Source organism: Paractinoplanes polyasparticus, assembly GCF_019710575.1.
Classification (GTDB): Bacteria; Actinomycetota; Actinomycetes; order Mycobacteriales; family Micromonosporaceae; genus Actinoplanes; species Actinoplanes polyasparticus.
In genome coordinates this window covers 403469-429219 of record NZ_JAHWFK010000001.1, presented here as the reverse complement: position 1 = coordinate 429219, position 25751 = coordinate 403469, and the positions used below count along the sequence as shown (strand labels likewise).

26 protein-coding genes are annotated in these 25751 nt (G+C 70.5%); 12 read left to right on the top strand and 14 right to left on the bottom strand.

Annotation, left to right across the window (positions count from 1 at the left end; translation table 11 throughout):
* Positions 1 to 42 precede the first annotated feature (42 nt).
* The 6 genes from KXC43_RS02020 (at position 43) to KXC43_RS01995 (ending at position 5160) form a co-directional block, all read left to right on the top strand.
* Positions 43 to 576, top strand: coding sequence for a TetR/AcrR family transcriptional regulator (locus KXC43_RS02020; RefSeq protein WP_221374113.1), 534 nt, complete (start codon positions 43 to 45; stop codon positions 574 to 576).
* A gap of 50 nt (positions 577 to 626) precedes the next feature.
* Positions 627 to 1715, top strand: a complete 1089-nt coding sequence (locus KXC43_RS02015) for a M15 family metallopeptidase (RefSeq protein ID WP_308128929.1) — start codon at positions 627 to 629, stop codon at positions 1713 to 1715.
* A 122-nt stretch (positions 1716 to 1837) separates the two neighbouring features.
* Complete coding sequence (locus KXC43_RS02010; RefSeq protein WP_221374112.1) at positions 1838 to 2203, top strand: MBL fold metallo-hydrolase; 366 nt, start codon at positions 1838 to 1840, stop codon at positions 2201 to 2203.
* A 9-nt stretch (positions 2204 to 2212) separates the two neighbouring features.
* Complete coding sequence (locus tag KXC43_RS02005; protein WP_221374111.1) at positions 2213 to 3427, top strand: MFS transporter; 1215 nt, start codon at positions 2213 to 2215, stop codon at positions 3425 to 3427.
* A 60-nt stretch (positions 3428 to 3487) separates the two neighbouring features.
* On the top strand, positions 3488 to 4423 hold the full coding sequence (locus KXC43_RS02000) for an ATP-binding cassette domain-containing protein (RefSeq protein WP_221374110.1): 936 nt from the start codon (positions 3488 to 3490) through the stop codon (positions 4421 to 4423).
* Positions 4420 to 5160 (top strand): ABC transporter permease, encoded by a 741-nt coding sequence (locus tag KXC43_RS01995; RefSeq protein ID WP_221374109.1) that lies wholly within the window; start codon positions 4420 to 4422, stop codon positions 5158 to 5160. Before KXC43_RS02000 ends, KXC43_RS01995 begins: the two co-directional genes overlap by 4 nt.
* Here KXC43_RS01995 and KXC43_RS01990 read toward each other — a convergent pair.
* Both KXC43_RS01990 and KXC43_RS01985 read right to left on the bottom strand, forming a co-directional pair.
* Entirely contained in the window at positions 5144 to 8149 is a 3006-nt protein-coding gene (locus tag KXC43_RS01990) for an ATP-binding protein (RefSeq protein ID WP_221374108.1), read from the bottom strand. The genes KXC43_RS01995 and KXC43_RS01990 overlap by 17 nt on opposite strands.
* Before the next feature lie 38 nt (positions 8150 to 8187).
* The gene (locus tag KXC43_RS01985; RefSeq protein ID WP_308128928.1) at positions 8188 to 9423 is read right to left on the bottom strand and encodes an aminotransferase class I/II-fold pyridoxal phosphate-dependent enzyme; all 1236 of its coding nucleotides are present in this window, start codon (positions 9421 to 9423) and stop codon (positions 8188 to 8190) included.
* Positions 9424 to 9668: 245 nt separating this feature from the next.
* Here KXC43_RS01985 and KXC43_RS01980 point away from each other — a divergent pair, with 245 nt between their 5' ends.
* A complete protein-coding gene (locus tag KXC43_RS01980; RefSeq protein ID WP_221374107.1) occupies positions 9669 to 10166 on the top strand; it encodes a nuclear transport factor 2 family protein in 498 nt (165 codons plus the stop codon).
* Here KXC43_RS01980 and KXC43_RS01975 read toward each other — a convergent pair.
* Together KXC43_RS01975 and KXC43_RS01970 are read right to left on the bottom strand one after the other, a co-directional pair.
* A complete protein-coding gene (locus KXC43_RS01975; RefSeq protein WP_221374106.1) occupies positions 10157 to 10633 on the bottom strand; it encodes a macro domain-containing protein in 477 nt (158 codons plus the stop codon). The genes KXC43_RS01980 and KXC43_RS01975 overlap by 10 nt on opposite strands.
* The gene (locus KXC43_RS01970) at positions 10605 to 10859 is read right to left on the bottom strand and encodes a hypothetical protein (protein ID WP_221374105.1); all 255 of its coding nucleotides are present in this window, start codon (positions 10857 to 10859) and stop codon (positions 10605 to 10607) included. Before KXC43_RS01970 ends, KXC43_RS01975 begins: the two co-directional genes overlap by 29 nt.
* Positions 10860 to 10931: 72 nt before the next feature.
* On the opposite strand from KXC43_RS01970, the gene KXC43_RS01965 reads away from it, so the two are divergent.
* Positions 10932 to 11153, top strand: a complete 222-nt coding sequence (locus KXC43_RS01965; RefSeq protein WP_221374720.1) for a DUF6174 domain-containing protein — start codon at positions 10932 to 10934, stop codon at positions 11151 to 11153.
* On the opposite strand, the gene KXC43_RS01960 is transcribed toward KXC43_RS01965, so the two are convergent.
* Genes KXC43_RS01960 through KXC43_RS01950 form a run of 3 tightly spaced genes read right to left on the bottom strand, consistent with a single transcriptional unit; the run spans position 11154 to position 15789 of the window.
* Positions 11154 to 12167, bottom strand: a complete 1014-nt coding sequence (locus KXC43_RS01960; protein WP_221374104.1) for a glycoside hydrolase family 6 protein — start codon at positions 12165 to 12167, stop codon at positions 11154 to 11156.
* Entirely contained in the window at positions 12167 to 14113 is a 1947-nt protein-coding gene (gene glxA, locus KXC43_RS01955) for a radical copper oxidase GlxA (protein ID WP_221374103.1), read from the bottom strand. Before glxA ends, KXC43_RS01960 begins: the two co-directional genes overlap by 1 nt.
* A complete protein-coding gene (locus KXC43_RS01950; RefSeq protein WP_308128927.1) occupies positions 14110 to 15789 on the bottom strand; it encodes a glycosyltransferase family 2 protein in 1680 nt (559 codons plus the stop codon). The genes glxA and KXC43_RS01950 overlap by 4 nt, the downstream gene beginning before the upstream one ends.
* Before the next feature lie 281 nt (positions 15790 to 16070).
* Here KXC43_RS01950 and KXC43_RS01945 point away from each other — a divergent pair, with 281 nt between their 5' ends.
* Positions 16071 to 16325 carry a hypothetical protein gene (locus KXC43_RS01945; RefSeq protein WP_221374102.1) on the top strand — a complete coding sequence of 85 codons (255 nt, stop codon included), beginning with the start codon at positions 16071 to 16073 and terminating at the stop codon, positions 16323 to 16325.
* Here KXC43_RS01945 and KXC43_RS01940 read toward each other — a convergent pair whose 3' ends face one another.
* Genes KXC43_RS01940 through KXC43_RS01930 form a run of 3 tightly spaced genes read right to left on the bottom strand, consistent with a single transcriptional unit; the run spans position 16326 to position 19124 of the window.
* Positions 16326 to 17309 (bottom strand): glycoside hydrolase family 6 protein, encoded by a 984-nt coding sequence (locus KXC43_RS01940; RefSeq protein WP_221374101.1) that lies wholly within the window; start codon positions 17307 to 17309, stop codon positions 16326 to 16328.
* Positions 17310 to 17343: 34 nt separating this feature from the next.
* Entirely contained in the window at positions 17344 to 18624 is a 1281-nt protein-coding gene (locus tag KXC43_RS01935) for a PQQ-dependent sugar dehydrogenase (RefSeq protein WP_221374100.1), read from the bottom strand.
* Positions 18625 to 18683: 59 nt separating this feature from the next.
* Positions 18684 to 19124 carry an Lrp/AsnC family transcriptional regulator gene (locus KXC43_RS01930; RefSeq protein ID WP_221374099.1) on the bottom strand — a complete coding sequence of 147 codons (441 nt, stop codon included), beginning with the start codon at positions 19122 to 19124 and terminating at the stop codon, positions 18684 to 18686.
* Positions 19125 to 19177: 53 nt separating this feature from the next.
* Here KXC43_RS01930 and KXC43_RS01925 point away from each other — a divergent pair, with 53 nt between their 5' ends.
* The 3 genes from KXC43_RS01925 to KXC43_RS01915 are packed head-to-tail and all read left to right on the top strand — an operon-like array spanning position 19178 to position 22562.
* Positions 19178 to 20329: a thiamine pyrophosphate-dependent enzyme gene (locus KXC43_RS01925; protein ID WP_438870852.1), complete on the top strand. Its 1152-nt coding sequence runs from the start codon at positions 19178 to 19180 to the stop codon at positions 20327 to 20329.
* Entirely contained in the window at positions 20326 to 21315 is a 990-nt protein-coding gene (locus tag KXC43_RS01920; RefSeq protein WP_221374097.1) for an alpha-ketoacid dehydrogenase subunit beta, read from the top strand. Before KXC43_RS01925 ends, KXC43_RS01920 begins: the two co-directional genes overlap by 4 nt.
* Complete coding sequence (locus KXC43_RS01915; protein WP_221374096.1) at positions 21312 to 22562, top strand: dihydrolipoamide acetyltransferase family protein; 1251 nt, start codon at positions 21312 to 21314, stop codon at positions 22560 to 22562. The genes KXC43_RS01920 and KXC43_RS01915 overlap by 4 nt, the downstream gene beginning before the upstream one ends.
* Positions 22563 to 22580: 18 nt before the next feature.
* Here the strand turns inward: KXC43_RS01915 and KXC43_RS01910 are convergent, their stop codons facing one another.
* The 4 genes from KXC43_RS01910 to KXC43_RS01895 form a co-directional block, all read right to left on the bottom strand.
* Positions 22581 to 23162, bottom strand: coding sequence for a dihydrofolate reductase family protein (locus KXC43_RS01910; RefSeq protein WP_221374095.1), 582 nt, complete (start codon positions 23160 to 23162; stop codon positions 22581 to 22583).
* 66 nt (positions 23163 to 23228) lie between these two features.
* On the bottom strand, positions 23229 to 24068 hold the full coding sequence (locus KXC43_RS01905; protein ID WP_255643308.1) for a helix-turn-helix domain-containing protein: 840 nt from the start codon (positions 24066 to 24068) through the stop codon (positions 23229 to 23231).
* 308 nt (positions 24069 to 24376) lie between these two features.
* The gene (locus KXC43_RS01900; RefSeq protein ID WP_221374093.1) at positions 24377 to 24979 is read right to left on the bottom strand and encodes a Swt1 family HEPN domain-containing protein; all 603 of its coding nucleotides are present in this window, start codon (positions 24977 to 24979) and stop codon (positions 24377 to 24379) included.
* Positions 24972 to 25631, bottom strand: coding sequence for a DUF5343 domain-containing protein (locus tag KXC43_RS01895; RefSeq protein ID WP_221374092.1), 660 nt, complete (start codon positions 25629 to 25631; stop codon positions 24972 to 24974). Before KXC43_RS01895 ends, KXC43_RS01900 begins: the two co-directional genes overlap by 8 nt.
* Positions 25632 to 25751: the final 120 nt, after the last annotated feature.

Here is a 25751-nt window from a genome sequence, read left to right as displayed (position 1 = left end):
AATGTAAGAGCCTACTCACATGGACGCAAGGGGAGGGGGGATATGGGCTACCACCACGGCGATCTTCGAGCCGCGCTGATCAGAGCCAGCTTCGAGCTGCTCGCCGAGAGCGGTTTGTCGCGTTTTTCCGTGGCCGCTGTCGCCCGCCGCCTGAAGGTGAGCTCAGCCGCGCCCTACCGGCACTTCCCGGATCGTGCCCATCTGCTGAGCGCGGTCTCCGCCACGGCTGCCCACGATCTGCGAGAGGCAATGGTCGCGGCCGTCGCCCGGAACCCCGATGACGGCCTGGCCGCGGCCGCCGGGGCATACGTTCGTTACGTGGTCGGCACCGGCGCGGGCATCCACGTCATCTTCGCGGCGGAGCTGTACGAGGTGGCCGACGACTGCCGCCGCGAACAGACCCGGGCCCTGATGACCACCATGCTCGAGCTCACCGATTCCGACGTACGCCTGCTCGAGGCCACCCTCGCTGTCGCGCACGGCTACTCCTCCCTCGTCCTCGAGGGCTTCTTCACCAAGGACAGCGTCGACGACGTCGCCCAGCGGGCCGCCGACGCCGCGCGTGCACTTCAGTAGCAACCCGGCGGCACCCCGGCGGGCACCCGTCGGCCCGGAGTCTCTTCCGGGTGACGACACGACAGGAACTCCGACCGGATCCGCGGATTCGCTCCCGAGCCCGCCGGGCCATCACCGCACCGATCGTCGCGGCACTGGCCGTCGGCCTGGCGGTCACCGCCGGCCCGGTCCCGGTCCAGGCCGCTCCGCCCGTGGTGGCGCAGGAGTGGGGCTCGTTGATGTACCGCAGCCTCACCCGGCAGCAGACCCTGGCCACCCTCAAGTCGACCCTGACCATGCAGCAGACCGCCGCCGTGACCCGTACGAGGGAGGTCAGCCAGGCGACCGCGGCCCTCGCGGCGGCCCAGGCCCGGGTGACCCCTGCCGGCACTGCGGTCACGACCGCCCGGGCGCGGCAGGCCGCCGCGCAGACCGCACTGACCACCGCCAAGCAGAACCTGACCAAGGCGCAGAAGAAGCGGCCCGTCAGCAAGACGGCTGTGACCAAGGCCAGGAACACCGTGACCGCGGTGACCAAGGTTCTGACGGTGCGCCGGACCGAGACCCAGAAGGCGACCACCACGCTGGTCACCGCGCGGACGACCGTGCGTACGGCCGAAACGACCCTGACCAACGCGACCAACACCCGCGCGGCGCTGGCGGCGGCGCTCGCCGTCACCCGGAACCGGATCGCGACCCTGCCCACGGCCGGCGCCTACGCCGACAAGGCCGCCACGATCAGCCGGGACGTCGTCACTCAGACCCGCACCGGGTTCGTGGTCGCCGACACCATGACGGTCTACGGCACGACCGTGCACCGGAGCGTCGCGTACGCCTTCAAGCGCATGGTCGACGACGCCCGCGCCAACGGCATCGCCATCTCGGGCGGCGGCTTCCGCACGAGGGAGCGCCAGATCGAGCTGCGGAAGATCAACGGCTGCCCGGACGTGTGGAGCGCGCCGTCCTCGTCCTGCCGGGTGCCCACGGCCATTCCGGGGCGGTCGTTGCACGAGCTCGGCATGGCGGTCGACATCACCTCGGGCGGGAAGACCCTCACGCGGACCAGCCCGGCCTTCAAGTGGCTGGTGCTGCACGCCAAGGCGTACGGCTTCGTGAACCTGCCGTCCGAGCCGTGGCACTGGAGCATCACCGGCGGCTGAACACCGGTGTGACCCACGACTCCCGGGTGCCTCGCGTACCCGGGAGTTCGCCGGGCGCGAGCCGCACGCGAGCGCGACGAGTATCGGTGGTGCCCGATCCACGATCGTCACCTGGGGGAACCATGTCCACGACTGTTCGACGACGCCCTGACCATCGGGCCGGCGAGCACACCGTGCGGCTGGAGTATCCGGGCCCCAACCACGCCGAGGGCAACAGCTTCATCCACGCGCCCGGCCGGCGCGTCCTGATGCTGGTGGACGTCATCTTCGCCGGCTGGGTGCCGTTCTCGAACCTGTCGCTGTCGGCCTTCGTGCCCGGCGTGCTGCGGGCCCACGAGCAGGCGCTGTCCTACGACTTCGACCACTTCGTCGGCGGTCACGTGCGTCTCGGCGGCGCCGACGTCTTCACCCTGCCCAACGCCTGGGCCATGGCCGAGTCCCTGCGCCTCGACCTCAACTCGCTGGGCCCGTTCAGCACTGTCCCGTAGCCTGCCCCGGTGACGGAAGTCGTTCGGCGGACGGACTTCAGGCGGCGCTGGGCGGCCTACGCGACGAGCGAGTTCGGCAGCGCCCTCGGCTACTCGGCGCTGCCGATCGTCGCCGTGCTGGTGCTGGGCGTCGCCGACTTCCAGGTGTCGCTGCTGACCGTGCTGGCCGGCGTGGTCAGCGCGGTGGTGGCGCTGCCGCTCGGGCCGTGGATCGAGCACCACCGGAAGCTGCCCGTGATGGTCGCGGCCGACCTGGTGCGCTTCGCGGCGGTGGCGTCGGTGCCGGTGGCCGCCCTCGCCGGAGTGCTCAGCTACTGGCAGCTGTGCGTGGTCGCGGTGGCCCAGATGGCGGCCCGGCTGGCCTTCGACTCGGCCGGGGTGGCCCAGCTGCGTACGCTCGTGCCGGCACCCCACCGGGCCGAGGCGAACGGCAGGTTCGAGACGACGATGTGGGCGGCCAACGCGACCGGTCCACCCGTCGGGGGAGTGCTGATCTCGTGGCTGGGCGCCACCGCCACGATGGTCCTCGACGCGGTCAGCTTCCTGGCGTCGGCACTGATGCTGCGCGGCCTGCGCGACGCGGAGCCGGCGCCGCCACCACGCTCCGCCGAGCACCACTGGCGGCGGGAGATCACCGGTGGCTGGCGCTACATCTTCGGCCACCGCGGCCTGGCTCTGCTGTTCTGGAACTCGATGATCTTCGGGGGCTGCATCATGGCCCTCGTCCCGCTGCTGGCCGTCTTCGTGCTGCGTGACCTGGGCCTGCCGGCCTGGCAGTACGGCCTGATCAGCGGCGTCTCCGGGGTGGCCGGCGTCCTCGGTTCGCTGCTGGCCGGGCCCATCCGCCGGCGTCTGGGTGAGCACCGCCTGCTGCTGGTGGGCGGCGTCGGCCGCAACCTCTGGCTCGGCCTGATCGCGCTGGCGCCGGCCGCTCACACCGCGGGCTTCGTCCTGGTCGCCGCGGCCGAGTTCCTGATGGTGCTGTTCGCGGGCATGTTCAGCCCCACCTTCGCCACGTACCGCATGAACGCCACCGACGACGCCCACATGTCCCGCGTGGTGATGGCCTGGTCCATCACCAACAAGGTCGTGCAGCCGCTGTGCATCGCCGCCGCCGGCGCGCTGGCCGCCGTCACGAGCGCCCGAACCGCCATCGCCGTGCTGGCCGCGATCCTGCTGACGGGCATCCTCCTGCTCCCGTGGCGGGCCCCGGTCTCGCCGTGACAGGGGGCGTGTCAGAGGCGTGTCAGGACGGTGACAGGGCGGGCCGCGATCGTCTGACGCATGAGTTCAGCCATTGAGGTTTCGGGACTGCGCAAGGCCTTCGGGGACAAGGTGGTTCTCGACGGCATCGATCTGGTGGTGGAGGCGGGCACGGTCTTCTCGCTGCTCGGGCCGAACGGGGCCGGCAAGACGACAACCGTGAACGTGCTGGCCACTTTGATGGCGGCGGACGGCGGTTCGGTTCGGGTGGCCGGGCACGACGTGGCCGCCGAGACCAAGGCGGTGCGGGCGACCATCGGGGTCACCGGGCAGTTCGCCGCGGTGGACGAGCTGCTCACCGGGCAGGAGAACCTGCAGCTCATGGCCGACCTGCACCGGGTGGCCGACGGCAGGCAGGTCATCGGCCGGCTGCTCGAACGCTTCGACCTGGTGGAGGCGGGACCCAAGCTGGTCAACAGCTACTCGGGAGGGATGCGCCGCAAGCTGGACCTGGCCATGACGCTGGTCGGCGACCCGAGCATCATCTTCCTGGACGAGCCGACGACCGGGCTGGACCCGCGCAGCCGGCGCACGATGTGGGACATCATCCGGGAGCTGCTGGCCGAGGGCGTCACCATCTTCCTCACCACCCAGTACCTGGAGGAGGCGGACCAGCTGGCCGACCGGGTCGCCGTGCTCGACCAGGGCCGCATCGTGGCCCAGGGCACGCCGGACGAGCTGAAGCGCCAGGCGCCGGGCAGCCACGTCCGGTTGCGGTTCGCCGGCCCGGGCGACCTGGAGGCGGCGGCCCGGCTGTTCGCCGGCTCGACGCGGGACGACGAGGCCCTCACCCTGCGGGTGCCCGGCGACGGCGGCACGGAGCCGGTGCGGATCCTGCTCAATCAGTTGCACGACAACGCCCTGCACGCCGAGGACTTCTCCGTGCACACGCCGGACCTCGACGACGTGTTCCTTGCCCTGACCGGACGTCCGAACGCGGAGGTAGTGACCAAATGACCGACTCGGTGATCATGCTGCGACGCAACGTCAAGCACGTGGTGCGCAATCCCACGACCGTTTTCAACGCCGTCCTGTTCCCGGTCGTCATCATGCTGATGTTCGTGTACGTGCTGGGCGACGCGTTCAACGTCGGTGAGGACTATGTGGACTATGCGACGCCGGGGCTCATGCTGCTGGCCATCTGTTACGGGCTGTCCGGCACGTCGACGGCCGTCGCGTCCGACATGACCAAGGGAATCATCAACCGGTTCAAGGCGATGGACGTCTCGCGTGGCGCGGTGCTGTCCGGGCACGTGAGCACCACCGTCGCCACCAACCTGATCGCCGTCGCGGCGATCGTCGGAGTGGCGTTCGCACTGGGTTTCCGCTCGGCCGGCGGGTTCCTCGACTGGCTCGGGGTGCTCGGTCTGGTGCTGCTGACCAGCTTCGCCGCCGCCTGGCTCACGGTCGCCCTCGGGCTGGCGGCCAAGTCGGTGGAGGGGGCGGGCATCGCCACCGTGCCGCTGATCATGCTGCCGTTCTTCAGCAGCGCCATCGTGCCGGCCGACAAGATGGGCCCGGGCATCAAGCAGTTCGCGGAGTACCAGCCGTTCACCCCGATCATCGAGACGATGCGCGGCCTGCTGAACGGCACGCCGTCGGCGGGCACAGCCATCGCCGCCGTCGCCTGGTGCGTCGGCATCGCCCTGGTCGGCTACCTGTGGTCGACTGCCACGTTCAAGAAGCGAGCGTGACCTCGGCCAGCTGACGCCAGTCGGTCAGCCGGCCCTCCGCAGCCGCCTCGGCGAACCCCTTGTCGCCGAGGCGGCTGCGCGCTGCCCGCTCGATCCGGGCCACGTCCGGGTGGGAGCGATCCTCCAGACCGCGTACGCCGGAACTCGCCGCGAGCAGACGCGCGGCCTGCGCCGCATCGTCCTGCCGCAGGGCCAGGTCGGCGACACCGACGAGGACGTGCGCGACCATCGGCGCGTAGCCGGCCGCGGCCATCGCCCGGAAGGACGCCTCCCGGTGCGTCCGCGCCTCGTCCAGATCCTCGGCCAGGTAGGCGAGCTGGTCGTCGGCCACCGCCTGCGCGTTCGCGCCCAGCATGGCCATCGCGGCGCCCAGGTGTTCCCGCGCCGCGGCTGCGTCGCCGCGCCAGCGGGCCAGTTCCGCCTTCGAGAGGGCCAGCTCGCCCAGCGAGTCCTGCCAGTTCACCCGTTCCGCGTGGCGCTCGGCGTCGGCCAGCGCGGACGCGCTCGCTACCTCGTCGCCGAGCAACCACCACAGCTGGGCCTGCCGTCCGCGCATGCGGATGACGTCCTCGATCGACCCGAGCTCGGTGACGGCCCCGATGGCCTCCTCCACCAGCCGGCACGCGCCGGTCAGGTCTCCGCGTACGGCGAGCCGCTCCGACAGTTCGGTCAGGGCGAACCAGATGCCGAACCGCTCGCCCAGCGCGCGGAATTCGGCGAGCGCCGCCTCGAGGTAGTCGTCGGCGACCCGGCCGGTGTGCCCGAGAATGATGCGCGACTTGCCGAGGTGCAGCCGGGCGAGCGCCCGCACCCACGGATCGGGGTCGTCCAACAGCGGTTCCCACGCGGCGAGCAGGTCGTCCGGCGCCCGTTCCATCCGCTCCAGCGCGGCCACGATGCCCAGCCGCGGGTCGCTCGACCCGCTGCGCAGGCTTGTCTCGTACGCCCGGTGGATCCACTCGGACAGCCGGGGCTCGACGCTGCGGCCCGAGCTGACGAAGTGCACGGCCAGCGCGTACGCGATGGCCCGGACGTCGTCGGTCACCGCGCCGGGCGTTTCCGTGGCCGCGGTGAGCAGCTCGAGGCCCTCGGCCTTGTGCCCGGCCAGCCACCAGTACCAGCCGGCGCCGGCCGCGAGCCGCATCGCCGCCTGCGCCTCGCCGGCCGTGACCGCGCCCCGCATGGCGGCGGTGAGGTTGTCGTGCTCGACCGCCAGCGTCGCCAGCCACTCCAGCTGCCCGGCCCGGCGCAGGTGGGGATCGGCGGTCTCGGCGAGCTCGGTGAACCAGGCGAGATGAGCCTGCCGTGCCGTCTCGGTCTCGCCCGCCTCGGCGAGCCGCTGCACGGCGTACTCGTAGATCGTGCCGAGCATCCGGTAGCGAGGCGCGCGGTCGCCGGTGGTCACCAGCAACGACTTCTCGGTCAGGGACGTGAGCAGATCGAACACGTCCGGGTCGGCGCACACGCGCTCGGCCGCCTCCAGGGTGGCGCCCCCGGCGAAGACCGACAGCCGGCGCAGCACCCGGCGTTCCGCGTCGGTGAGCAGCTCCCAGCTCCAGTCGACGACCGCCCGCAGCGTCCGGTGGTGCGGCAGCGCTGTGCGGCTGCCCCCGGTGAGCAGGCGGAACCGGTCGTCGAGCCCGTGTGCGAGCTGGTCGAGTGTCATCGTGCGCAGCCGGGCCGCGGCCAGCTCGATGGCCAGCGGCATGCCGTCGAGCGCCTGGCAGACGCGGGCCATGGTGGCCTCGTCGTCGACGAAGTCCTTCCGTACGGCGCTCGCCCGGTCGCGCAGCAGCTCGATCGCCGGGACCGAGGCCAGCGGCTCGACCGTCCACAGCGCCTCGCCGGTGATACCCAGCGGTTCCCGGCTGGTGGCCAGGATCCGCAGCCCCCGGCACTCACCGAGCACCCGGTGGGCGAACGTCGCAGCCGACTCGATCACATGCTCGCAGTTGTCCAGGATCAGCAGCGCCTCCCGGTCGCGGACGGCGGTGATGAGCCGTTCCGTCAGGTCGGCCGCCGTCGAACCGCCGAGCATGGCGTCGCGCAGCCCGAGTCCCGCGATCGTCGCCTGGGCCACGTCCCCGTCGGCGCCGAGCGGGGCCAGCTCGACCAGCCAAACCCCGTCCGGCAGCTCGTCGACCAGGGCGCGGCCCGTCTCGCCGGCCAGCCGCGTCTTGCCCGTGCCGCCCGGCCCGATCAGGGTGGTCAGGCGATGCGCAGCCACGAGCGCGCGGACCGCCGCGACGTCCTCGTCCTTGCCGACGTACGAGGTCAGCTCGGCCCGCAGATTGGTCTTCCGTTCCGGTTCCCGCCGCCGGCCCTCACCCCGCAACAGAGCGACGTGCAGCTTCGACAGCTCCGGCGAGGGGTCGGCGCCGAGTTCGTCGGCCAGGGCTTCCCTCGTACGCTGATAGACCTGCAGAGCCTCACTGCCGCGCCCCGCCGCCGCCAGCGCCCGCATCAGCGCCCCGGCCAGCCGCTCGCGCAACGGATGCGTGGCCACGAGGTCGGTCAGCTCGGGAATCAGCTCCACGCCGCCGTCCTCGAGGGCGGTGAGCCGCAGCTCCTCGAACCGGGCGACGGCCGAGTCGAACGCCGCGCTGCCGGTCAACCCGACGTCGTGGAGCACCGGACCGCGCCACAGCGCCAAGGCTTCCCGCGCCTGCCCCTCGGCCACCAGCCGCTCGAACCGCACGGCGTCGACCGCCTCGGGCGCCACCACCAGCCGGTAGCCGGCCGGATGCCCCTCGACCACCCCGTCCGGCAACGCCTTGCGCAGCCGCGAGACCAGCCGTTGCAACGCGTTGGCGGCATCGGCGGGCGGCTGCTCACCCCAGATCCAGTCGACCAGCGTCGCCTTGGAGACCACCCGCCCCGGCTCCAGCGCGAGCGCCACGAGCAGCGCACGCAGCCTCGCGCCCGGCACGTCGGCGAGCCCGCCGTCGTCCGTGCGAACCTCGAACGGCCCGAGCACCCCGATCTGCACCCGCCAGATCTTGCCATGGGGGCCCGGGGCCGCGGGGCTCAGGCGATGGGGCGGCGCTGGTGGGGGAGTGCCGGGCGCAGGGCACCGTCCCGGGCCAGGCCGGTCAGGACGGCGTTCAGGTCGTCGACCTGGGCCTCGGTGTGGGCGGCGGTGAGCTGGACGCGGAAGCCGATCTCGTCGCGCGGGACGCCGGGGTAGGGGGCGAGCGTGACGTACTGGCCGGCGTCCCACAAGCGTTCCGAGACGGCGATGAGGTCGTGGTCGGGCGAGATGGGGATCTCGACGACCGGGGTGTCGTGCACGTTCAAGGTGTGGACGTTCATTCCCCGTACGTGGGACAGCAGTTTCGCGGTCAGGCGGTAGAGATGGCCGCGCAGTTCGTCGCCGCGCTTCTCGTTCACGTCGAGGCCGGCCATGACGGTCGCCAGCGAGGCCACGGGGGACGGACCGGAGTACAGGTAGGTCGGCGCGGCCACCTTGAGCTGGTTCTTCACCGCGGTCGGCAGGGCCAGGAAGGCCAGCAGCGACGAGTACGCCTTGGAGAAGCCGCCGACCAGGATGATGTTGTCGTACGTCTCGCCGGCGTGCTTGACGATCGCGTTGCCGCGCATGCCGTACGGGGAGGTCTCGACGGCGCTGCGCTCGCCGATGACGCCCATGCCGTGCGCGTCGTCGACATAGAGCAGGGCGTCGTGCTCGCGGCACAGCTTGGCGTACTTCTGCAGATCGGGGATGTCGCCGGTCATGCTGTTGACGCCGTCCATGCAGACCATGACCGGGCGTTCCGTGGCCTCGCCGAGCAGGCGCTCGAGCTCGTCCAGGTCGCCGCTGCGGAACCGCTTCATGGTGGCGCCCTGGCCGCGGGCGAACACGCACCCGTCGTAGATGGTCCGGTGGGCGCGGCTCTCCATGATGACCGTGCCCTTGCCGATCAGCGCCGGGATCACCCCGAGGTGGATCTGCGAGATGGTCGGCAGCAGCAGCACGTCCTCGGCGCCGAGCAGGTCGCTCAGGCGCTCCTCGAGCTGCGGATAGAGTCGCGGGCTGCCGAGCATGCGCGACCAGCTGGGGTGCGTGCCCCATCGGCGCAGCTGCGGCTCGACCGTCTCGATGACCTCCTCGTCGAGGTCGAAGCCCAGATAATTGCAGGACGCCCAGTCCACCAGCCAGTCCTGGCCGATGCGGATCCGGCGGCCGTCGATCTCCTCGATGACAGCGTCGTACATCCGGCTGTTGACCCGAAGGTCCTCGATGTCATGGGTTTGCGCCGGCACGGCGTACTCCTCTTTCGCGTTTCAGGATCGTTTCTGGCCCTACCCAGCAGACCATCGATCAACCGAAAACGTCAGATCGATCGTTTGCTCCTCGGAAACCATTTCGCGCGCGTCGCCGGCTTCGCAAAACGACCACTTTCCTGTACGTGGGGCCGGAACCCGCCCGTCCTGAAGCGCCCGGCCGGCCCGCGATGTGTCGGACGACACGTCCGGCCCGGTCGACGCCGTTTCGTAGAGTCGGGGTCATGTCGCAGCCGTATGAAGCTGTCGCCGCTTGGCGGTCCGCCGGGGAAGCCGGGGATGCGGCGGCTGCGATCGCCGCGCTCAGTCCGGACGTCACGCTGATCTCGCCGATCACCGACCAGTTCGTGTTCCGCGGTCACCGGCAGCTGCGCGATCTGCTCGAGGTGGCCCTGGCCGCGATCGACGGCATCACCTACACCGATCAGGTGGCCGAGGGCCGTACGGTCGCGTTGTTCTACGAGGCGAACGTCGGGGGCACCCGGCTGCACGAGGCGCAGCGGTTGCGGCTGGGCGACGACGGGCTGATCACCGAGATCACCCTGTTCATCCGGCCGTTGCCCGCGCTCACCAGGCTGATGAACCGGCTCGGCCCCGATCTGGCCCGCCGCAACGGCCAACCGGGTCTGGCCCGCCTGATCCCGCTGGCCGGTGGCGTGTTGCACGCGATGGCCGAGAGCGGCGAGCGACGGATCATGCCGAGGGCCGCGCCTCAGTCGTAGTCGTAGATCGTGGTGTCGAGGCCGCGGGCGCACAGCTCGGCGACGATGAGCGGTTCGACGCGCTCCCAGCGGCCGCCGGCCAGGCCGCAGCCGATGCGCGGCATGTGGACCGAGGCGTTCAGCCGGGCGGCGTGCCCGGCCAGCGTGGCCAGGCAGCGCTCGACGGCGTCGTACCGGATGGGTGGGCCGTTGCTGCCGGTGCGGGTGCCGCGCTGGCCCACCATGTTGGCCACCCAGATGTCGGGCCTCACCGGCACCAGCTGGGTGGCGCCGAGCCCGAAGTCGTTGCCGGCCCGGCCACGGTGCCACTGGCGGTAGGCGCGCTCGGGCTCGGGCCAGCGGCGCGAGACGGCCAGCACGAAACCCTTGCCCCAGCCGCCGCTGTCGTTGCAGACGTGCGCGATCAGCTTCGGCCCCTTGGCCTGCGGGCTGGTCGCGTCACCCTTGAGGATCCGCAGCGGTCGCACCGGGCGATGCTGTCACGGCCGCCGAGGCCTCGTCGACCCGATTCCAGGCCTTCTCGACCAGCGCCCACGCCAGCAGGCCGGCCACGGCCAGCGGAACCATCACGTACCACTCGCCGAGCGTCCCGAACTCGTCGGACCGGCCCATCGTGTGCAGGACGCTGATGGCGGCGAGCGGCAGGCAGGCCAGGCCGAGAACCAGGCGGCGGAGCCAAAGACTGTTCATCATGCCGGAAATCCTGTCAGCGGCCGGCGGCGCGCGGATCCGGCGCGAGCGGGAGATCGGCCTATGCCCTGAGGTATAGCCCGGAACCGGGGATGGGTCCTGCGCACGCCGGACACGATCCCGACGCTGGCCCAGCTGGTCACCGAGCTGAACGAGGCCCGCCGCACCCGAGCCGGCGTGGCCGACCTGGAGACCGACCCCGCCCCCGGCCACCCCACCCGCATCACCATCGATCCCGAGCCCAACGCCGTCGACGACGAGTCCTGCTACGCCATCTCCCTGGTGACGACGTCGTAGTCAGCCCCGGGCCAGTTCCAGGGCGTACTTCGGCCACCACTGGCCCGCGGGCGGGGCGTCGGCGCCGCACGCGCCGTCGGATTCGCCGGGGCGTTTGATCCAGAGGTACGCGTCCACGCGGGGGTGGCCGGTGGTGAGGGTGGGTGCGTCGCCCAGGGCGCGGCCGGACGGGTTGCACCAGTGGGTCTGGCCGGCCGACCTGCGGGCCGGGCCGTTGCCGTTGCGGCTGGTGTCGATGACGAAGTGGGCGTCCTGCAGGTGGCCGGACACCTCGGTGCCGTAGGCGACGTTCGATGCGGTGGTCTCGAAGTTGGCCACGTTGAGGGCGAAACCGTCGGCGCCGGCCACGCCGGCCTGGCGCAGCGCGGTGGCCATCCGGGCCGGGTCGGTGATCCAGGTGGGGTTGCCGCCGTCGAGGTACACGCTGAGCTGCGGGTTGTCGGTCAGCGTCCGGATGGCCTCGGTGAGCAGGCGGTAGCGCTCGTCGCGCTGCGCGGGGGTCAGGCAGTCCTCGGCGGCCTGCGCGACCGCGTCCGGCTCGAGGATCACGATGGCGCGATGGCCGGTCAGGGCCTGGGCGACAGCGGCGACCCAGGCTGTGTACGCGGCCGCGGACGGGGCGCCGCCGGCTGAGTGGCCGCCCGAGCAGTCACGGTGGGGGATGTAGTAGAGCGTCAGCACCGGGATCTGGGCGGCGGCCGTGGCGGCCGCGGCCACCTGACCGGCCCGGGTCGTGTCGGGGTCGGCGAACCAGGCCGCAACCGGGCGGTCGGCTATCCGGCGGATGAGGGCGGCGTCGGCCGTGCGGCCCTCGGCCTCGTACGCCCGCACCTGGTCGATCGCCGGGCCCGACGGCTCGACGTACAGGGACGGTGGCGGGGCGGCCACCGGGGCGGGGGAGTCGGCGGGGCCGCTGTCGGGCCGGGCCAGCCAGATCGCGGTGAGCACGCCGGCCACCGCGGCCGCGGACAGCGCCAGCAGCTTGCGCCGGCGGGAGGCACGATGCCGGGCCACTAGGCGACCTGCACCCAGCGGCCCTCCGAGGGCACGCCGGCGCTGTCGACCAGGAAGAGCATGTACCAGCCGGACGGCAGCAGGCCCTTCTCGCCGGGAACGCTGATCGCCAATCCGCCCTCCACCGGTTCGATGCCGACGGCCACCGAGCGCTGGTCGACGTCGACGACGTGGGTCACCGCGCTGGGCCGCATCAGTCGGGCGCGAGTCACGTCGGTGCTGCCGGTCGTGAAGGTTACCGTGGTTCCGCGCTCGATCCGAGTCGGCCCGCCGGTGATGACCGGACGTTCTCCCCGGAAGAGGTAGGGCGGGCTGTAGACCTCGATCCGCTTCTCGAAGGCGCCGGGGTTCTTGCCGGTCTCGTCGTAGAGGGGGTCGCTGCCGAGGGTGATCACCCGGCCGTCGGGCAGCAGGATCGCCTCGGAGTGGTAGTTGCGGCCGACCGTCGACTCGGCCGCGGTGGCGAACGTGTCGGCCTCGGGCCGGTAGATCTGCGAATTGAACAGGTCGCTGCGGGGCCGGCCTCGGTACGGGCCGCCGCGGTAGCCGGAGCTGCCGCCGGTGGTGAAGACAGTGTCGTCGGGGAGCAGCACCGTGCTCAGGTAGCGGGCCGGCTGCGGCAGATCCGGGCCGGGCAGGTAGACCGGATTGTTGGTGTCCAGGTCGGCGATCGCCGTGCGGGTGGTCGAGACCGGGGACTCGCCCACCTCGCCCCCGCCGAACAGCATCACCTTCTGCTCCTGCGCGGGCGCCAGCAGCACCGACGAGCTGGTCTCGGTCAGCCGGGGCTGAGCCAGCCCGGGCACGACCTCGAAGCTGTTGTCCTCGAGGTTCCAGAGCCCGGGCGTACGGCCTTCGGTGTCGGAGCCGTAGCCGGAGTTCGACCCCGAGTAGAAGAGCCTGTCGTCCGCCATCAGGTGCAGCGCCGGGTAGGTGGGGAAGTAGCGCTTCAGCTCGGGCGCGTCGACCCAGCGCCGCGCGGAGCGGTCGTAGCGCTCGTTGTCGCCGGGCAGGATGCGGCCGAACTCGTCGAGGCCGGAGACGGCCAGCACGTCGCCGTCGGGCAACTCGGCCAGGGTGGGGTACCAGCGGCTCTTCACCATGTCGCCGGTGCGGACGTATCGCTCGGCGACGGGGTCGAACTCGTACGAGGTGTCGTCGCCGCCGTACTCCTGCTTCTCCCGCGTGATCTTGTCGGAGACGCCGTACAGGTTGTTGCGGTCGGCCCCGGTGAGGCCTTCGATCGCGTACTGGCCGGGCTGCTCGACGACGGGCGCGTTGCCCGGCAGCACGGCGTCGACCCAGACCTCGGCCTCGCCCGCGTGCTGCATCCCGATGCCGTCGTGCACCATCTGCGTGGCGGCCGGCACGGTGACGTCGGCCCGGGTCTCGTACTCGAAACCGCTCCTGGACGTCAGCCGGGTGCCCTTGGCGAAGAAGCGCGGGCCGGTCGTGGCCGACTCGTTCTTGAGCTTCATGACGCCGGCCGCGTTGGCGATGTCGCCCTCGAGCACCTCGTAGCTCTTGGTGCCGCCGGCGATCAGCAGGTTGCCGTTGGGCAGGAACGTGTGCCCGGCACAGAACACGTCGGTCGGCGTGGGCACCTCGGAGAACGCGTCGGCCGCGGGGTCGTAGAGAACCGTGCGGAACGTGCCCGCCTCGAAGTTCTCGCGGTTGTTGCCGCTGCCCGCGATGATGAGCACCTTGCCCGTGCTGAGCAGGGCGGCGTGGATCGCGTTGACCTGGAAGCCGGCCGGCACGGGCAGGCGCGACCAGTGGCCGAACTGCTCCTTGTACGACTGCCGGTTGATGCTGAAGGTGTGCAGCGCCTCCGAGCCGAAGGCGACGACCGGCCGGTTGACGACCGCGACCACGGTCAGCACCAGCAGGGCGACCAGGCCGCTGCCCAGGCGCCGGGCGGGGGTCGGACGAGGTCGAGGGGTCATGCGTACGTCTCCACGGGCTCTTCGATCGACAGGGTGCGCTTCTTGGCGGCGAGCAACCCGACGGCCGGGGGCGTCAGGCAGATGACGAGGTTGAGGGCGGGCCACAGCCACATCCAGCCGTCCACGTGCCCGATGCCGGGCGCGACGACCAGCAGGACGGCGTAGAAGGCGGCCCACCGCAGGCCGTGCTTGAAGGTGGCGGGCCGGTCAGCCGTGGCCGCCTCACCCTTCGGCGTGACCACGAAACGGGCCGGGCGCCGCAGCACCGCCGAGACAAAGGCGGACACGTAGACCGGCGTCGACAGCGTGGACACCAGCATGCCGGCCAGGCCCGACGAGCCGGCCACCTCGTGCGGGCTGACGTTGTGCCGCCGGTTCCACAGGTACAGCAGGAATTGGAAGAGCGCCGCGTCCACATAGAGCATCAGCCACACCTGCTGCGGCACCTGCACGCCCTTGGCGCCGAGCACCAGGTAGCCGACCGCGTTGACGGCACCGAGCAGCCACGCCATCGCGGTCAGCGGGTAGTACGACATCAGCAGGCCGTAGAACAGGGACCGGCTGGGGCCGAGCCGCCGCGCGGTACGCCAGAACGAGGTGACGGCGACCTCGTCGGTGCCGCGCGACCACCGGTACTGCTGGCTGAAGTAGTCGGTCCAGGTGGACGGGCCCTCGCCGACCGCCAGCACGTCGGGGGTGTAGACCGAGCGCCACCCGGCGGCGTGCAGCGCGAGGCTGGTCGCCATGTCCTCGGTGATCGAGTCCTGGATGCCGCCGATCTCGCGCAGCGCCGAGATGCGGACGGCGTTGTTCGTGCCCACCAGCATCGCCGCGCCGAACCGGTTGCCGGCCCGCTGCAGCAGCGAATGGAAGAGGTACTGCTGCGACTCGGCCCAGCGGGTGACGAGGTTGTCGTAGTTGCCGTAGATCTGCGGGCCGACGACGAAGGCGACCCTCGGGTCGTGGAAGTAGCCGAGCAGCCGTTCGCAGAAATTGGGCAGCGGCACGTGATCGGGGTCGACCGAGACGAACACGTCGTAGTCGTCGCCGTGCTCGGCGACCCACGAGTTGTAGTTGCCGTGCTTGGTCCGCGCCTTGAACTCGCCGGTGCGCGTGTTGAACTTGTCGATGCCGTGCCGGCTGAAGTGGCGGACCCCGATCCGCTCGCACATCTGCCTGACCTCGGCGTCGTCGCCCTCGTCGAGGAGCCAGACGGCGTACGGGCCCTCGTGGCGCACCTTCAGGGCGGCGCGCAGGGTGCGCTCGACCATGGCGATCGGCTCCTTGCCGGGCACGATCGTGGTCAGGAAGGCCACCCGCAGCCCGGGGGCGGGCGTGAGCGGCTCGGGGTCGCGGGCCCAGATGGTGGCCAGGCAGAGCGTCACCACGTTGACCAGCCGGAACACCTCGATGAGGAGCGTCGCGCCGATCATGAACCAGGTGGCGAAGTGCAGCACGGGGTGCAGGGCCCGGTCCGGCACCGCCACCGAGGACAGCAGCCACCCGACGAACGTCGCCTCGAAGACGAACGCGAACAGCGTGATGGCCACGTTCCCGATCGGGCGGCGGCCGGCCAGGCGGCGCAGGCCGATCGGCCCCGGCGTGGACGGCGCGGGAGCGGCCGGGCCGGCCAGTCCGCTGTAGGCGTGGTAGTCGTACCGGGGCGCGGGGATCACAAGCTTCCTCGTCCTCTCGACCAGCGGTGACTTTACGTTACGACGATCGAATTCGAAGTAACCGGATCGTCATCACGAGGAGTCATCGCCGTAACGTGCTTTTGCGCTTCTGAACTGCGTATTTGCCTGGCGGTAAGTAACTGAACGTGGAGATTAGTGGCCGCTCCACGGGCGCCTGATCCTTTGTGATCAACTTCACCGGTCACATAAAGTAATGACAGGCAGAATTCGGGCCTTTGGTGCCGGAGGGGTCCGCCGGGCCGGGGTCGCGGCCATGCGCGGTGCGGTGGCAGGCTGCGGGCGGGAGGTTCTTCGAGCAGTTCCCGCCGCCGGATCGGGACGAGACCGAGCCGATGCAGGACGGCGGCGGCGGGGGCGGACGGCGGTACGACATGGGCTACTGGGTCTGGCCGCTACCGCCGCCGGGGCCGGTGACGTTTGTCTGCGAGTGGCCGGCGTACGGCATCCCGGAGAACCACGTCGTGGTGGAGGGCGCGCTCTTCCTCGCCGCCGCCGGGCGGGCCATCACGCTGTGATCAGGCGCCCGACGCCAGTTCCCGGGCGTACGCCGGCCACCAGCGTCCGGCCGGTGGGGCGCCGCGGCCGCACGCGCCGTCGGATTCGCCGGGGCGTTTGATCCAGAGGTAGGCGTCGACCAGGTCGCGGCCGGTCTTCAGGGTGGGCGGGTTGCCGAGGGCGCGGCCCGGGGGATTGCACCAGTGGCGGTCGCCCGAGGACTTGCGGGCCGGGCCGTTGCCGTTGCGGCTGGTGTCGATGACGAAGTGCGCCCCGCCGAGCCGCTGGGAAAGCCTGGCGCCGTAACGGATGTTGGCGGACGTGGTCTCGAAGTTGGCCACGTTCAGGGCGAAACCGCGGGCCCGCGCGACACCGGCCTTCCTCAGGGCTCTGGCCATCGTGGCGGCGTCGGCGATCCAGGCCGGATTGCCGCCGTCGAGATAGACGGTCAGGCCGCGGTTCGCGGTCAGCGTGGTGATCGCCCGGGTGAGCAGGCGGTAGCGCTCGGCGCGCTGGGTGGTGCTGAGGCATCCCTGCAGGGACTGGGCCGCCGCGTCGGGCTCGAGGATCACGATGGCGCGGTGGCCGGTCAGCGCGGCGGCGACGGCGTCGATCCAGGCCGAGTACGCGGCGCCGGTCGCGGCGCCTCCGGCCGAGTGACTCGCGCAGTCCCGGTGCGGGATGTAGTAGAGCGTGAGCACGGGGATGAAACCCCGGGCGGCCACCATGACGCGGCCGACCCGGGTCGTGTCGCTGTCGGCGAACCACGTTGCCACCGGCCGGTCGGCGATCTTCCGGATGAGCGCGGCCTCGGCTGTCCGGCCCTCTTTCTCGTACGCCGTGAGTTGCTCGACGGCCGGACCGGTGCGCTCGACGTAGAGCTCGGTCGGTGGTGGCGGCGGCGACCAGGTCTCGTGACCCAACCGGGACGGCCAGCCGGCCGCGAGCGCCGCGGCCAGCCCGGCGGCGACGACCCGTTGGCCCGGGCTGAGCAGGAAGGCCACGTACGGGACGTTACCGCCGGAACCGGCGGCAGACTCAGGAAGCGGACACCCGGTAGACGGCGCCCGCGTAGTCGTCGCTCACGTAGATGGCCTTGTCCGGGCCCTGAACGGCCATGACGGGCCGGCCCCAGCGCGAGCCGTCCTCGCGCTGGAAGCCGGACAGCAGAGTCTGCTGGGGGCCGAGCTTGTTGTCCCGCCAGGCGAAGAAAGACACCTCCGGCGGACGCGGCGGCTTGCGGTTCCAGGACCCGTGGACGCCGACGAGTGCGCCCGCCCCGTACACGCCCGGCAGCTGGGCCGCGAAGCTGAGGCCCAGCGGCGCCGAGTGCGCGCCCATGCCCTGCTCGACCGGTCGCAGCGTGGCGCAGTCGAGCTTCGAGCCGTCGCGGTTGGTGTCGAAGTCGCGGACGAAGGGCCGGTCGGAGTAGCTGAGCGGGGACTCCTCGTCGCCCGGTTGCAGGTCGGGGTCGGGGTTGCAGTACGGCCAGCCCAGGTCGCGGCCCTTCTCGAGCCGGGCCAGCGGCTCGAGCGGGTGGTCGTTGACGTACGAGGTCTCGACCTTGCCCTGGTCGTCACCCTCGTACGGGAAAGGGATGTTGTCGCGGTTGTTGACGGCCGTCCAGACGCCGCCGTCGGGCGCCACCGCCAGCCCGGTGCCGTTGCGGACGCCGCGCGCGAACGTCTCGAGCCGGCCGTCCGCGAACCGCAGGATGGTCGCGCGCTCGGGCTTGGCCGCGCGGTCCTCGGCCGAGATGTTGCCGGTCGAGCCGATCGAGATGTAGAGCGACTTGTCCGGGCCGACGGCCACGCTCTTGAGCGCGTGCGCGTACTTGCCACCCAGCTCGGGGCTCTTGTCGTCGGGCAGCCCGTCGACGACGACCCGCCGGCCCGAGACCGCGCCGTTCGCGTAGGCGTACGCGTCGACCTGGTCGCTCTCGGCCACGTAGAGCGTGTCGCCGTCGAAGGCCAGGCCGTGCGGCTGGTTGAGGCCTTCGACCAGGGTCTGCTGCCTGCCGTCGCTGAGCGCCACCACATCGCCGGACTCGGGGCGGGACACCAGCAGCTTGCCGTCCGGGGCGAAGGCCAGCAGCCGCGCGCCGGGCACCCGCGCCCACAGGCTGACCGTCCAGCCCGGTGGCGCCAGCATCGACTGCCCGGAGCCGCCCTGCACCTCGGTCGGGACCAGCGTCGAGGCGGCGATGGCGGCCGACGGTGGCACGGTCTTTCTCGCCCCGTCGGCCGGCGCGTCCTGGGAGCACGCCGCCGCGCCGAGCAGTAGTCCACCGGCCATGACCACGCGCACGATCGATCTCATCGGACCATTGTTCACCCCGGGCTCGGCCTCCTCTTGTCACCCGGCTCGGCGTCCTCACCTCACCCCGGCTCGGCCTCCTCGAATACCAACAGGGTGCGTGTGTTGACCACGCCCGGCATGCCCTGGATGGCGTCGAGCACCAGGCGGCCCAGGGCGGCGTTGTCCTCGGCCCGCACCAGCATGATGACGTCGAACTCGCCGCCGACCAGCGCGATGTGGACGACGCCGGGCAGCGAGCGCAGCCTCTCGGCAACGTCGCGCCACTCGGCCTGATTGAGGTTCACCGTCACGTACGCCGTGGTGCCCAGGCCGGCCGCGACCGGATCCACGTCGGCCCGGAAACCCCTGATCACACCGGTCGTGCGGAGGCGCTCGACCCGGGCGTAGGCGTTGGCCCGCGAGATGTGCAGGCGCTCGGCGAGCGTCCGCATCGACAGCCGGCCGTCGCGGGTCAGCTCGGCCAGGATCTGGCGGTCGATGTCGTCGAGCGGCCCGGCCACTTGTCTCAGCCTCCCGCTGTCGAGGTCGCGCTCCCTGGACGATTGGCGTCGTCCTGGGCCCTCCGAACGTACATCTTCTCGGTTCCGACCCAGTAGTGGAATCCAGATGGCACCGCGACGAGCATGGGCCCATGACAGGTGACGCAGACCACCTTCTGCCCTCCGACACCCCGGTGACCCTCATCGACGCGCACGGCCACCCCGTCGCCGATGCCGGTCGCGCCCTTCCCGACGACGCCGCCCTGCGCCGGGCGCTGGCCTCGCTGATCACCGCGCGCAGGCTCAACGATCAGGCGTACGCCCTGGTCCGCCAGGGCCGGCTGGCGGTCTACCCGTCGTCGCACGGGCAGGAGGCGTGCCAGATCGCCGCCGCCCAGGTGCTCGACGAGGGCGACTGGCTGTTCCCGACCTACCGCGACACGGTGGCCGCCGTCGAGCGCGGGGTCGACCCGGTCGAGGCGCTGACCCTGCTCAAGGGCGACTGGCACTGCGGCTGGGACCCGTACGAGCACCGCGTCGCCCCGCACGCCACCCCGCTGGCGACCCAGTTGCCGCACGCCGTCGGGGTGGCCCACGCCGCCCGTCTGCGTGGCGAGCCGACCGTCGTGATGGCGCTCTGCGGCGACGGCGGCACCAGCGAGGGCGACTTCCACGAGGCGCTCAACTTCGCCGCCGTGCTCCGGGCCCCGGTCGTGTTCCTCATTCAGAACAACGAGTACGCGATCAGCGTGCCCCTGGCCCGGCAGACCGCCGCGCCGTCGCTGGCGCACAAGGGTGTCGGCTACGGCATTCCCGGCGAGCGGGTCGACGGCAACGACGTGGCCGCGCTGCTGTCGGTGCTGGGCGAGGCGGTGGCGCGGGCCCGGGCCGGCGGGGGACCACAGCTGGTCGAGGCGCACACCTATCGCATGCAGGCGCACACGAACGCCGACGACGCCACGCGTTATCGCGCTTCCGCCGATGTCGAGGCATGGGTCGGTCGCGACCCCATCACGCGGCTGTCGGTCTACCTTCAGATCGACGAATCGGACTTCCGTGCTCGTGCCGAACGCGTGGCGGAGCACCTTCGGGACGGCCTGAACCGTGACGTCGAGCCTGATCCGGCCCGGCTTTTCGCCCACGTGTACGACCGTCCGACAACGCAGCTGCAGGAGCAGGCGGCTCGGCTGGCCGACGAACTTTCCCGGGAGGTGGCGTCGCGATGACCCGGCACGAGAAGCTCTCCATGGCGCAGGCGCTGAACCGGGCGCTGCGTGACGCGATGACCGACGACCCGTCCGTCGTCGTCTTCGGTGAGGACGTCGGGCCGCTGGGCGGCGTCTTCCGCGTCACCGACGGGCTGACCGCCGAGTTCGGCGAGGACCGCTGCTTCGACACACCCCTGGCCGAGTCCGGCATCGTGGGAGTGGCGGTCGGCATGGCCATGAACGGGATGCGGCCGGTGGTCGAGATGCAGTTCGACGCGTTCGCCTACCCCGCGTTCGAGCAGATCGTCAGCCACGTGGCCAAGATGCGGAACCGCACCCGCGGCCAGGTGGCGCTGCCGATGGTCATCCGGATCCCGTACGCGGGGGGCATCGGCGGCGTCGAGCACCACTGCGACTCGTCGGAGGCCTACTACGCCCACACGCCGGGCCTGCACGTGGTGACGCCGTCGACGGCGACCGACGCGTACGGGCTGCTGCGGGAGGCCATCGCCTCGCCCGACCCGGTCGTCTTCCTCGAACCGAAGAAGCTCTACTGGAGCAAGGAGGAGGTCGAACTCGGCCCGCAGCCGCCGGCGATCGGCCGGGCGGTGGTGCGGCGGGAGGGCACGGACGCCACGCTCATCGCGTACGGGCCCAGCGTGCCCGTCGCGCTCGAGGCGGCCGAGGTGGCCGACCGCGAGGGCCGCAGCCTGCAGGTGGTGGACCTGCGCTCGATCGTGCCGTTCGACGACGAGACGGTGTGCGCGGCGGTCCGCTCCACGGGCCGGGCAGTGGTGGTGGCCGAGGCTGCGGGCTTCGCCAGCGTCTCGTCCGAGATCGTGGCCCGGGTGACCGAGCGCTGCTTCCACTCGCTCGCCGCGCCGATCCGCCGGGTGACCGGCTTCGACATCCCCTACCCGCCGCCGAAGTACGAGCACCTGCACCTGCCCGGCGTCGACCGGGTGCTCGACGCCGTGGACGACCTGCAGTGGGAGGACTCGTGAGCGACCAGGTCTTCCGGCTGCCCGACCTGGGCGAGGGGCTGACCGAGGCCGAGGTGGTGCGGTGGCTCGTGGCCGAGGGCGACGTGGTGGAGGTCGACCAGCCGGTGGTCGAGGTGGAGACGGCCAAGTCGCTGGTCGAGGTGCCGACGCCGTACGCGGGAACGGTCGCCACCAGGCACGCGCCCGAGGGCGGCGTCCTCGAGGTCGGCAAGCCGCTGCTGACGGTGGCGCCGGCCCCGGCGGTCGCGTCGCCTGCTTCTGAGGTCGCTTCGGCCGAGACTTATCGCGAGGAGGAGCGTGCGGGTTCCGGCAACGTCCTGATCGGCTACGGCACCTCGGGCGCGGCCGCCGCGCCGGGGCGTCGCCGTCGTCCCCGTGCCGCAGTGGCGCACGCGGCTCCCGTCCGTGCCTCGCGGGTCCCGCTGGTCGTCTCGCCGCTGGTGCGCAAGCTTGCCCGCGAGGGCGGCGTCGACTTGCGCACGCTCGACGGCTCGGGCCCCGGCGGCCTGATCGTCCGGACCGACGTCGTGCGAGCGCTCGCCGTCCCCGCTCCGTCGTTGCCGTCCGCGCCGTCGTCGCCCGGTGAGCGCCGCATTCCGATGACCGGCTTCCGGCGCGCGGTGTCGGCCGCGCTGAGCCGCAGCCGAGCCGAGATCCCGGAGGCCACGGTCTGGGTCGACGTGGACGCCACCCGCCTGTGGGAGTTGCGCGAATCGACTCGTCCGGGCCCCGGACTGCTCGCCTACATCGCCCGCTTCGTGGTGGCCGCTCTGCGCGAGTACCCGGTCTTCAACTCCCGCGTGGACACGGAGCGCCAGGAGATCGTCGAGTTCGACCGCATCGACCTCGGCCTGGCTGTCCAGGGGTCCCGCGGCCTGGTGGTCCCCGCCGTCACCGACGCCGGCGCCCTGACCACGACCGGCCTCGACGAACAGATCCGCCGCGTCACGGAGGCCGCCCGCACCGGCACGGTGACCGGCACCGGCACGTTCACCCTGAACAACTACGGCCGCTTCAACGTCGACGGCAGCGCCGCGATCATCAATCACCCCCAGGTGGCCATCCTCGGCTTCGGCCGCATCATCGACCGCCCCTGGGTCGTCGACGGCCAACTGTGCGTCCGGAAGATCACCCAGATGAGCTTCGTCTTCGACCATCGTGTGGCCGACGGCGCCACCGCGGCCGGCTTCATGCGCAGCGTCGCCGACGCCGTCGAGAACCCGGCCTCGGTGATCGCGAGGCTCTGACCGTACGGAGCGGGTCGGTCAACGGCGTACCTGATAGCGCAGGTGAAGCACGCGGTTGCCCTGGATCACCACGTCCGGATCCGCCAACAGGTGCTGCGCGTCGACCGACCCGAAGTAACGCTTGCCGGACCCGAAAACGACGGGCACGACGTCCATGCGCACCTCGTCGACCAGGCCCGCGGCGAGCGCCTGGCCACCGACGTCGCCGGCCGCGACCTCGACCAGGCGGTCACCGGCAAGCTCCTGCGCCTTGGCCACGGCTGCCTCGACGCCGTCGACGAAGTGGAACGGCGCCGCGAGGTCCCAGCCCTCGGGCGCCGGCCGGTGGGTCACGACGACCACGTGGTCGATCCCGCCCGGCGGCTTCCCGTCCCAGCCGTCCGTCAGGTCGAAGACGTGGCGGCCGCAGATGGTCACGCCGATCTGGTCCCAGTACGGCCGGATGTAGTCGTAGGAGATCTGCGACACCTTCACCTGGCCGCTCTCGTCCAGCGGGACGTCACCGCCGGACAACCAGTCGAACAGCGGTCCGGGCTGGTCGTTCTCGTCCGCGACGAAGCCGTCCACCGACACCGAGCTGTACATGACCACCTTGCCCACGGGGCTCTCCTCTGGTTTGGGGTGCCGCCAAGTTAGCGTTTCCTGAGTGGTCGGTCTTGTAAGAAATCAATCGGCCGGCAGCGGCCAGCTGTCCAGCACGTGGCCGGGGTGCTCGCGCAGGAACCGCCGCCGGACCTCGACGTACCGGGTCGGTGTGAGCCCGGTGAACGACCGGAACTCGTGGCCGAAGTGGGCCTGGTCGTAATAGCCCGCGTCTCCGGCGAGGGCGCCCCAGTCGATCGGTCCGGCGGGGTTGATCGCGAACACGGTGGCGGTGAAGCGGTAGCTGCGGGCCAGCTGCTTCGGCGTGACGCCGATGAGCTCCTTGAACTGCTGTTCCAGATGAGTGCTGCTGACACCGGCGGCCACCCGCAGGTCGCCGATCGCCACCGCCCCGCTGCTCGCCGCGATGACATTGCTCGTATGGCGGACCAGCCCCAGGCCGGCCGCCTCGCCCAGCCGTCGCATCAGCTCGTCCTCGAGCAGCGTCAGCATCTCGTGCGGTCCGTCCGCCGTGGCCAGCCGGTCCCGCAGCTCAGCGACGGCGGGCCGGCCCCAGACCTGTTCCAGCGTCACCGGCCGGTCACGCAGCTCAGCCGCGGGCATCGGTACGAACAGCGCCGGCCCCCACGGCTTGAAGTGCACGCCGACGGACAGGGTCCGAGGTGGGTAGCCGAACTCCAACGCGCGGGTGGGCATGGTAACCACGCAGCCGTCGGCGTACTCGGCCGTCTCGATGTCGGCGCCGGCGCGGATGCGGAACGGCGCGCCGAGATTGACGATGAGCAACGCCGCCGGACTTGCCGGCAGGGTCAGCCGGGGGTACGGCGGCGCGCCCGCCAGGTAGTAAAGGTCGTCGATCAGCCCGTCCAGCGGCGGTCGCGGCACTCTGGACACGTACTCCATGCGCACAGCATCGCCGACGCCCTGCCGGCATCGCGTGCCGGGATGGCGCAGCCGGCCCGCCGCCAACATCCAGCCGGCGCCGATCCCGGACGAACGCCCGGCCGCTCCAGTTCAACCGATCCGGTGCCGGACGGGGGCCTGCTATCCGTCCGTCGACGGCAGTAGCTCCTGCAGCCCGTTATCGACAAATAACGCCTTGCTCACGACGATCAAGCGAGACGGACCTTCACTTCGTCGCAATGATCACATTGATTAAGCCAATCGTGTTACAGCTTTAAGGCTTCATGGTAAAGACAAGAAATGGTAATCTACTCCATCAGGCGGAACCAATCTCGGACGGCAAGCCTAAGGCGAACTACCTCATCCTCTGCAAGACGCGTGCAGTGGGCGATCGGTCCGCGAAGAGTATTTAGGTTCGCCATTACTCGTTCGACCGCCTTGGCGCTCTTAAAAAGGCTTCCGAAGATGTCCCAGTTTGCTTTGATGATTTCACTTAGCTCACCGAACGTCGCGAAGTCTAGCTCTTCGTCTGACCTGGGAGTATTTCCAGTGTCAATTTCTCGCTTTCGGCGGCTTTCGCACTCTGCCTTGATCCTCGGTGGTACCCGACTGCTAGCCCACCAGAGCTCCCCATCCTCGGCTTCGAGTGTTTGGGCGACTAGGCCGCGTATCGTCTTCTCGAGTGAGTAGAAAGTTTCGTAGTGAGGAGCCATGGCGGCAGCCTCGGCGCGAATGTCGCGTTCGATCTGAGGATAGTATTCCTGATCGTTCTCGGCTGGAGCTTCGTGTCTGAGCCTATCCGATCCAGCGCGACCAAGGTCGATATTCAACAGCGCCTCGACTTCGTCGAGATCATGTTCGATCAGCAGCGTCGTAAGCCCGAAGACCTTAAAAGCTTCATGGCTATTCATTGCGGGCCTGTGGCAGAAGGTGATCACGCAGGCTTTTGAATATTGCATTGAAAACTGCGACGTCACTGGTATTCGGCAGATTCAGATTGATCGTGTATCCAAGTCTTAGTTGGGGCGCGGAGAAGTGCTCGTTCTGGCTTTGAGGCTTTGGCTCAGGGTCGGCTACCGACCGGCCATTCGCCTTCTGTTCTTCTGCCTCGGAGGGCGGGCCTGCCTCGAAGTCGGCGTATGCGTTGAGAGCCTTGAAAGATGCGTGCATGGCTTTTAGTGTCGTCGACTCCGGTTCGAGTCCTGTCAGCTGAACAATGAGCCCTTTGACCTCGTTGTCCGAGGCGTCGTGAACATACTCATTGAGCTCGTAGAGCGCCGAGTATGCTTCCCTCATAGCGTTTGCAGCCGCTGAACCCGACGCTGATGAGTTCCTGAATTGGCGATAGCGGGCGGTTGGCGAGCCGTCCGGGCTCAAAAAACCTGCACGTTTGAGGAAGGGAATGATTGGTCGAGCGCCACCGCCGCTAAGTCCGAGCTTGGTTTGTAAAAAATCTACCGTGAAACGGTCGGGTACTGAAGCGGTTTTAATCTTGTCGAGCGCCCTTGTGATGTTTCCGTACGCTGATAGATAGGGAATTTTACCGGGTGATTCCGGAGCCATATTCCTCTCCAATCCGGGTCTGAGGCTCACTATTCAGCCTGAGTGGTTGACGAGCCCAGGCCGGTTTTTCTCGTGCGTCGGCCGGCCTGTTAACGGGCTTGCGCCAATTTCAGGATCGAG

Coding starts and splice junctions, on each gene's coding strand:
- KXC43_RS02020 (WP_221374113.1), top strand. CDS start 43: ATGGGCTACCACCACGGCGATCTTCGAGCCGCGCTGATCAGAGCCAGC.
- KXC43_RS02010 (WP_221374112.1), top strand. CDS start 1,838: ATGTCCACGACTGTTCGACGACGCCCTGACCATCGGGCCGGCGAGCAC.
- KXC43_RS02000 (WP_221374110.1), top strand. CDS start 3,488: ATGAGTTCAGCCATTGAGGTTTCGGGACTGCGCAAGGCCTTCGGGGAC.
- KXC43_RS01995 (WP_221374109.1), top strand. CDS start 4,420: ATGACCGACTCGGTGATCATGCTGCGACGCAACGTCAAGCACGTGGTG.
- KXC43_RS01980 (WP_221374107.1), top strand. CDS start 9,669: ATGTCGCAGCCGTATGAAGCTGTCGCCGCTTGGCGGTCCGCCGGGGAA.
- KXC43_RS01970 (WP_221374105.1), bottom strand. CDS start 10,859: ATGATGAACAGTCTTTGGCTCCGCCGCCTGGTTCTCGGCCTGGCCTGC.
- glxA (WP_221374103.1), bottom strand. CDS start 14,113: ATGACCCCTCGACCTCGTCCGACCCCCGCCCGGCGCCTGGGCAGCGGC.
- KXC43_RS01935 (WP_221374100.1), bottom strand. CDS start 18,624: ATGAGATCGATCGTGCGCGTGGTCATGGCCGGTGGACTACTGCTCGGC.
- KXC43_RS01920 (WP_221374097.1), top strand. CDS start 20,326: ATGACCCGGCACGAGAAGCTCTCCATGGCGCAGGCGCTGAACCGGGCG.
- KXC43_RS01905 (WP_255643308.1), bottom strand. CDS start 24,068: ATGGAGTACGTGTCCAGAGTGCCGCGACCGCCGCTGGACGGGCTGATC.
- KXC43_RS01900 (WP_221374093.1), bottom strand. CDS start 24,979: ATGAATAGCCATGAAGCTTTTAAGGTCTTCGGGCTTACGACGCTGCTG.
- KXC43_RS01895 (WP_221374092.1), bottom strand. CDS start 25,631: ATGGCTCCGGAATCACCCGGTAAAATTCCCTATCTATCAGCGTACGGA.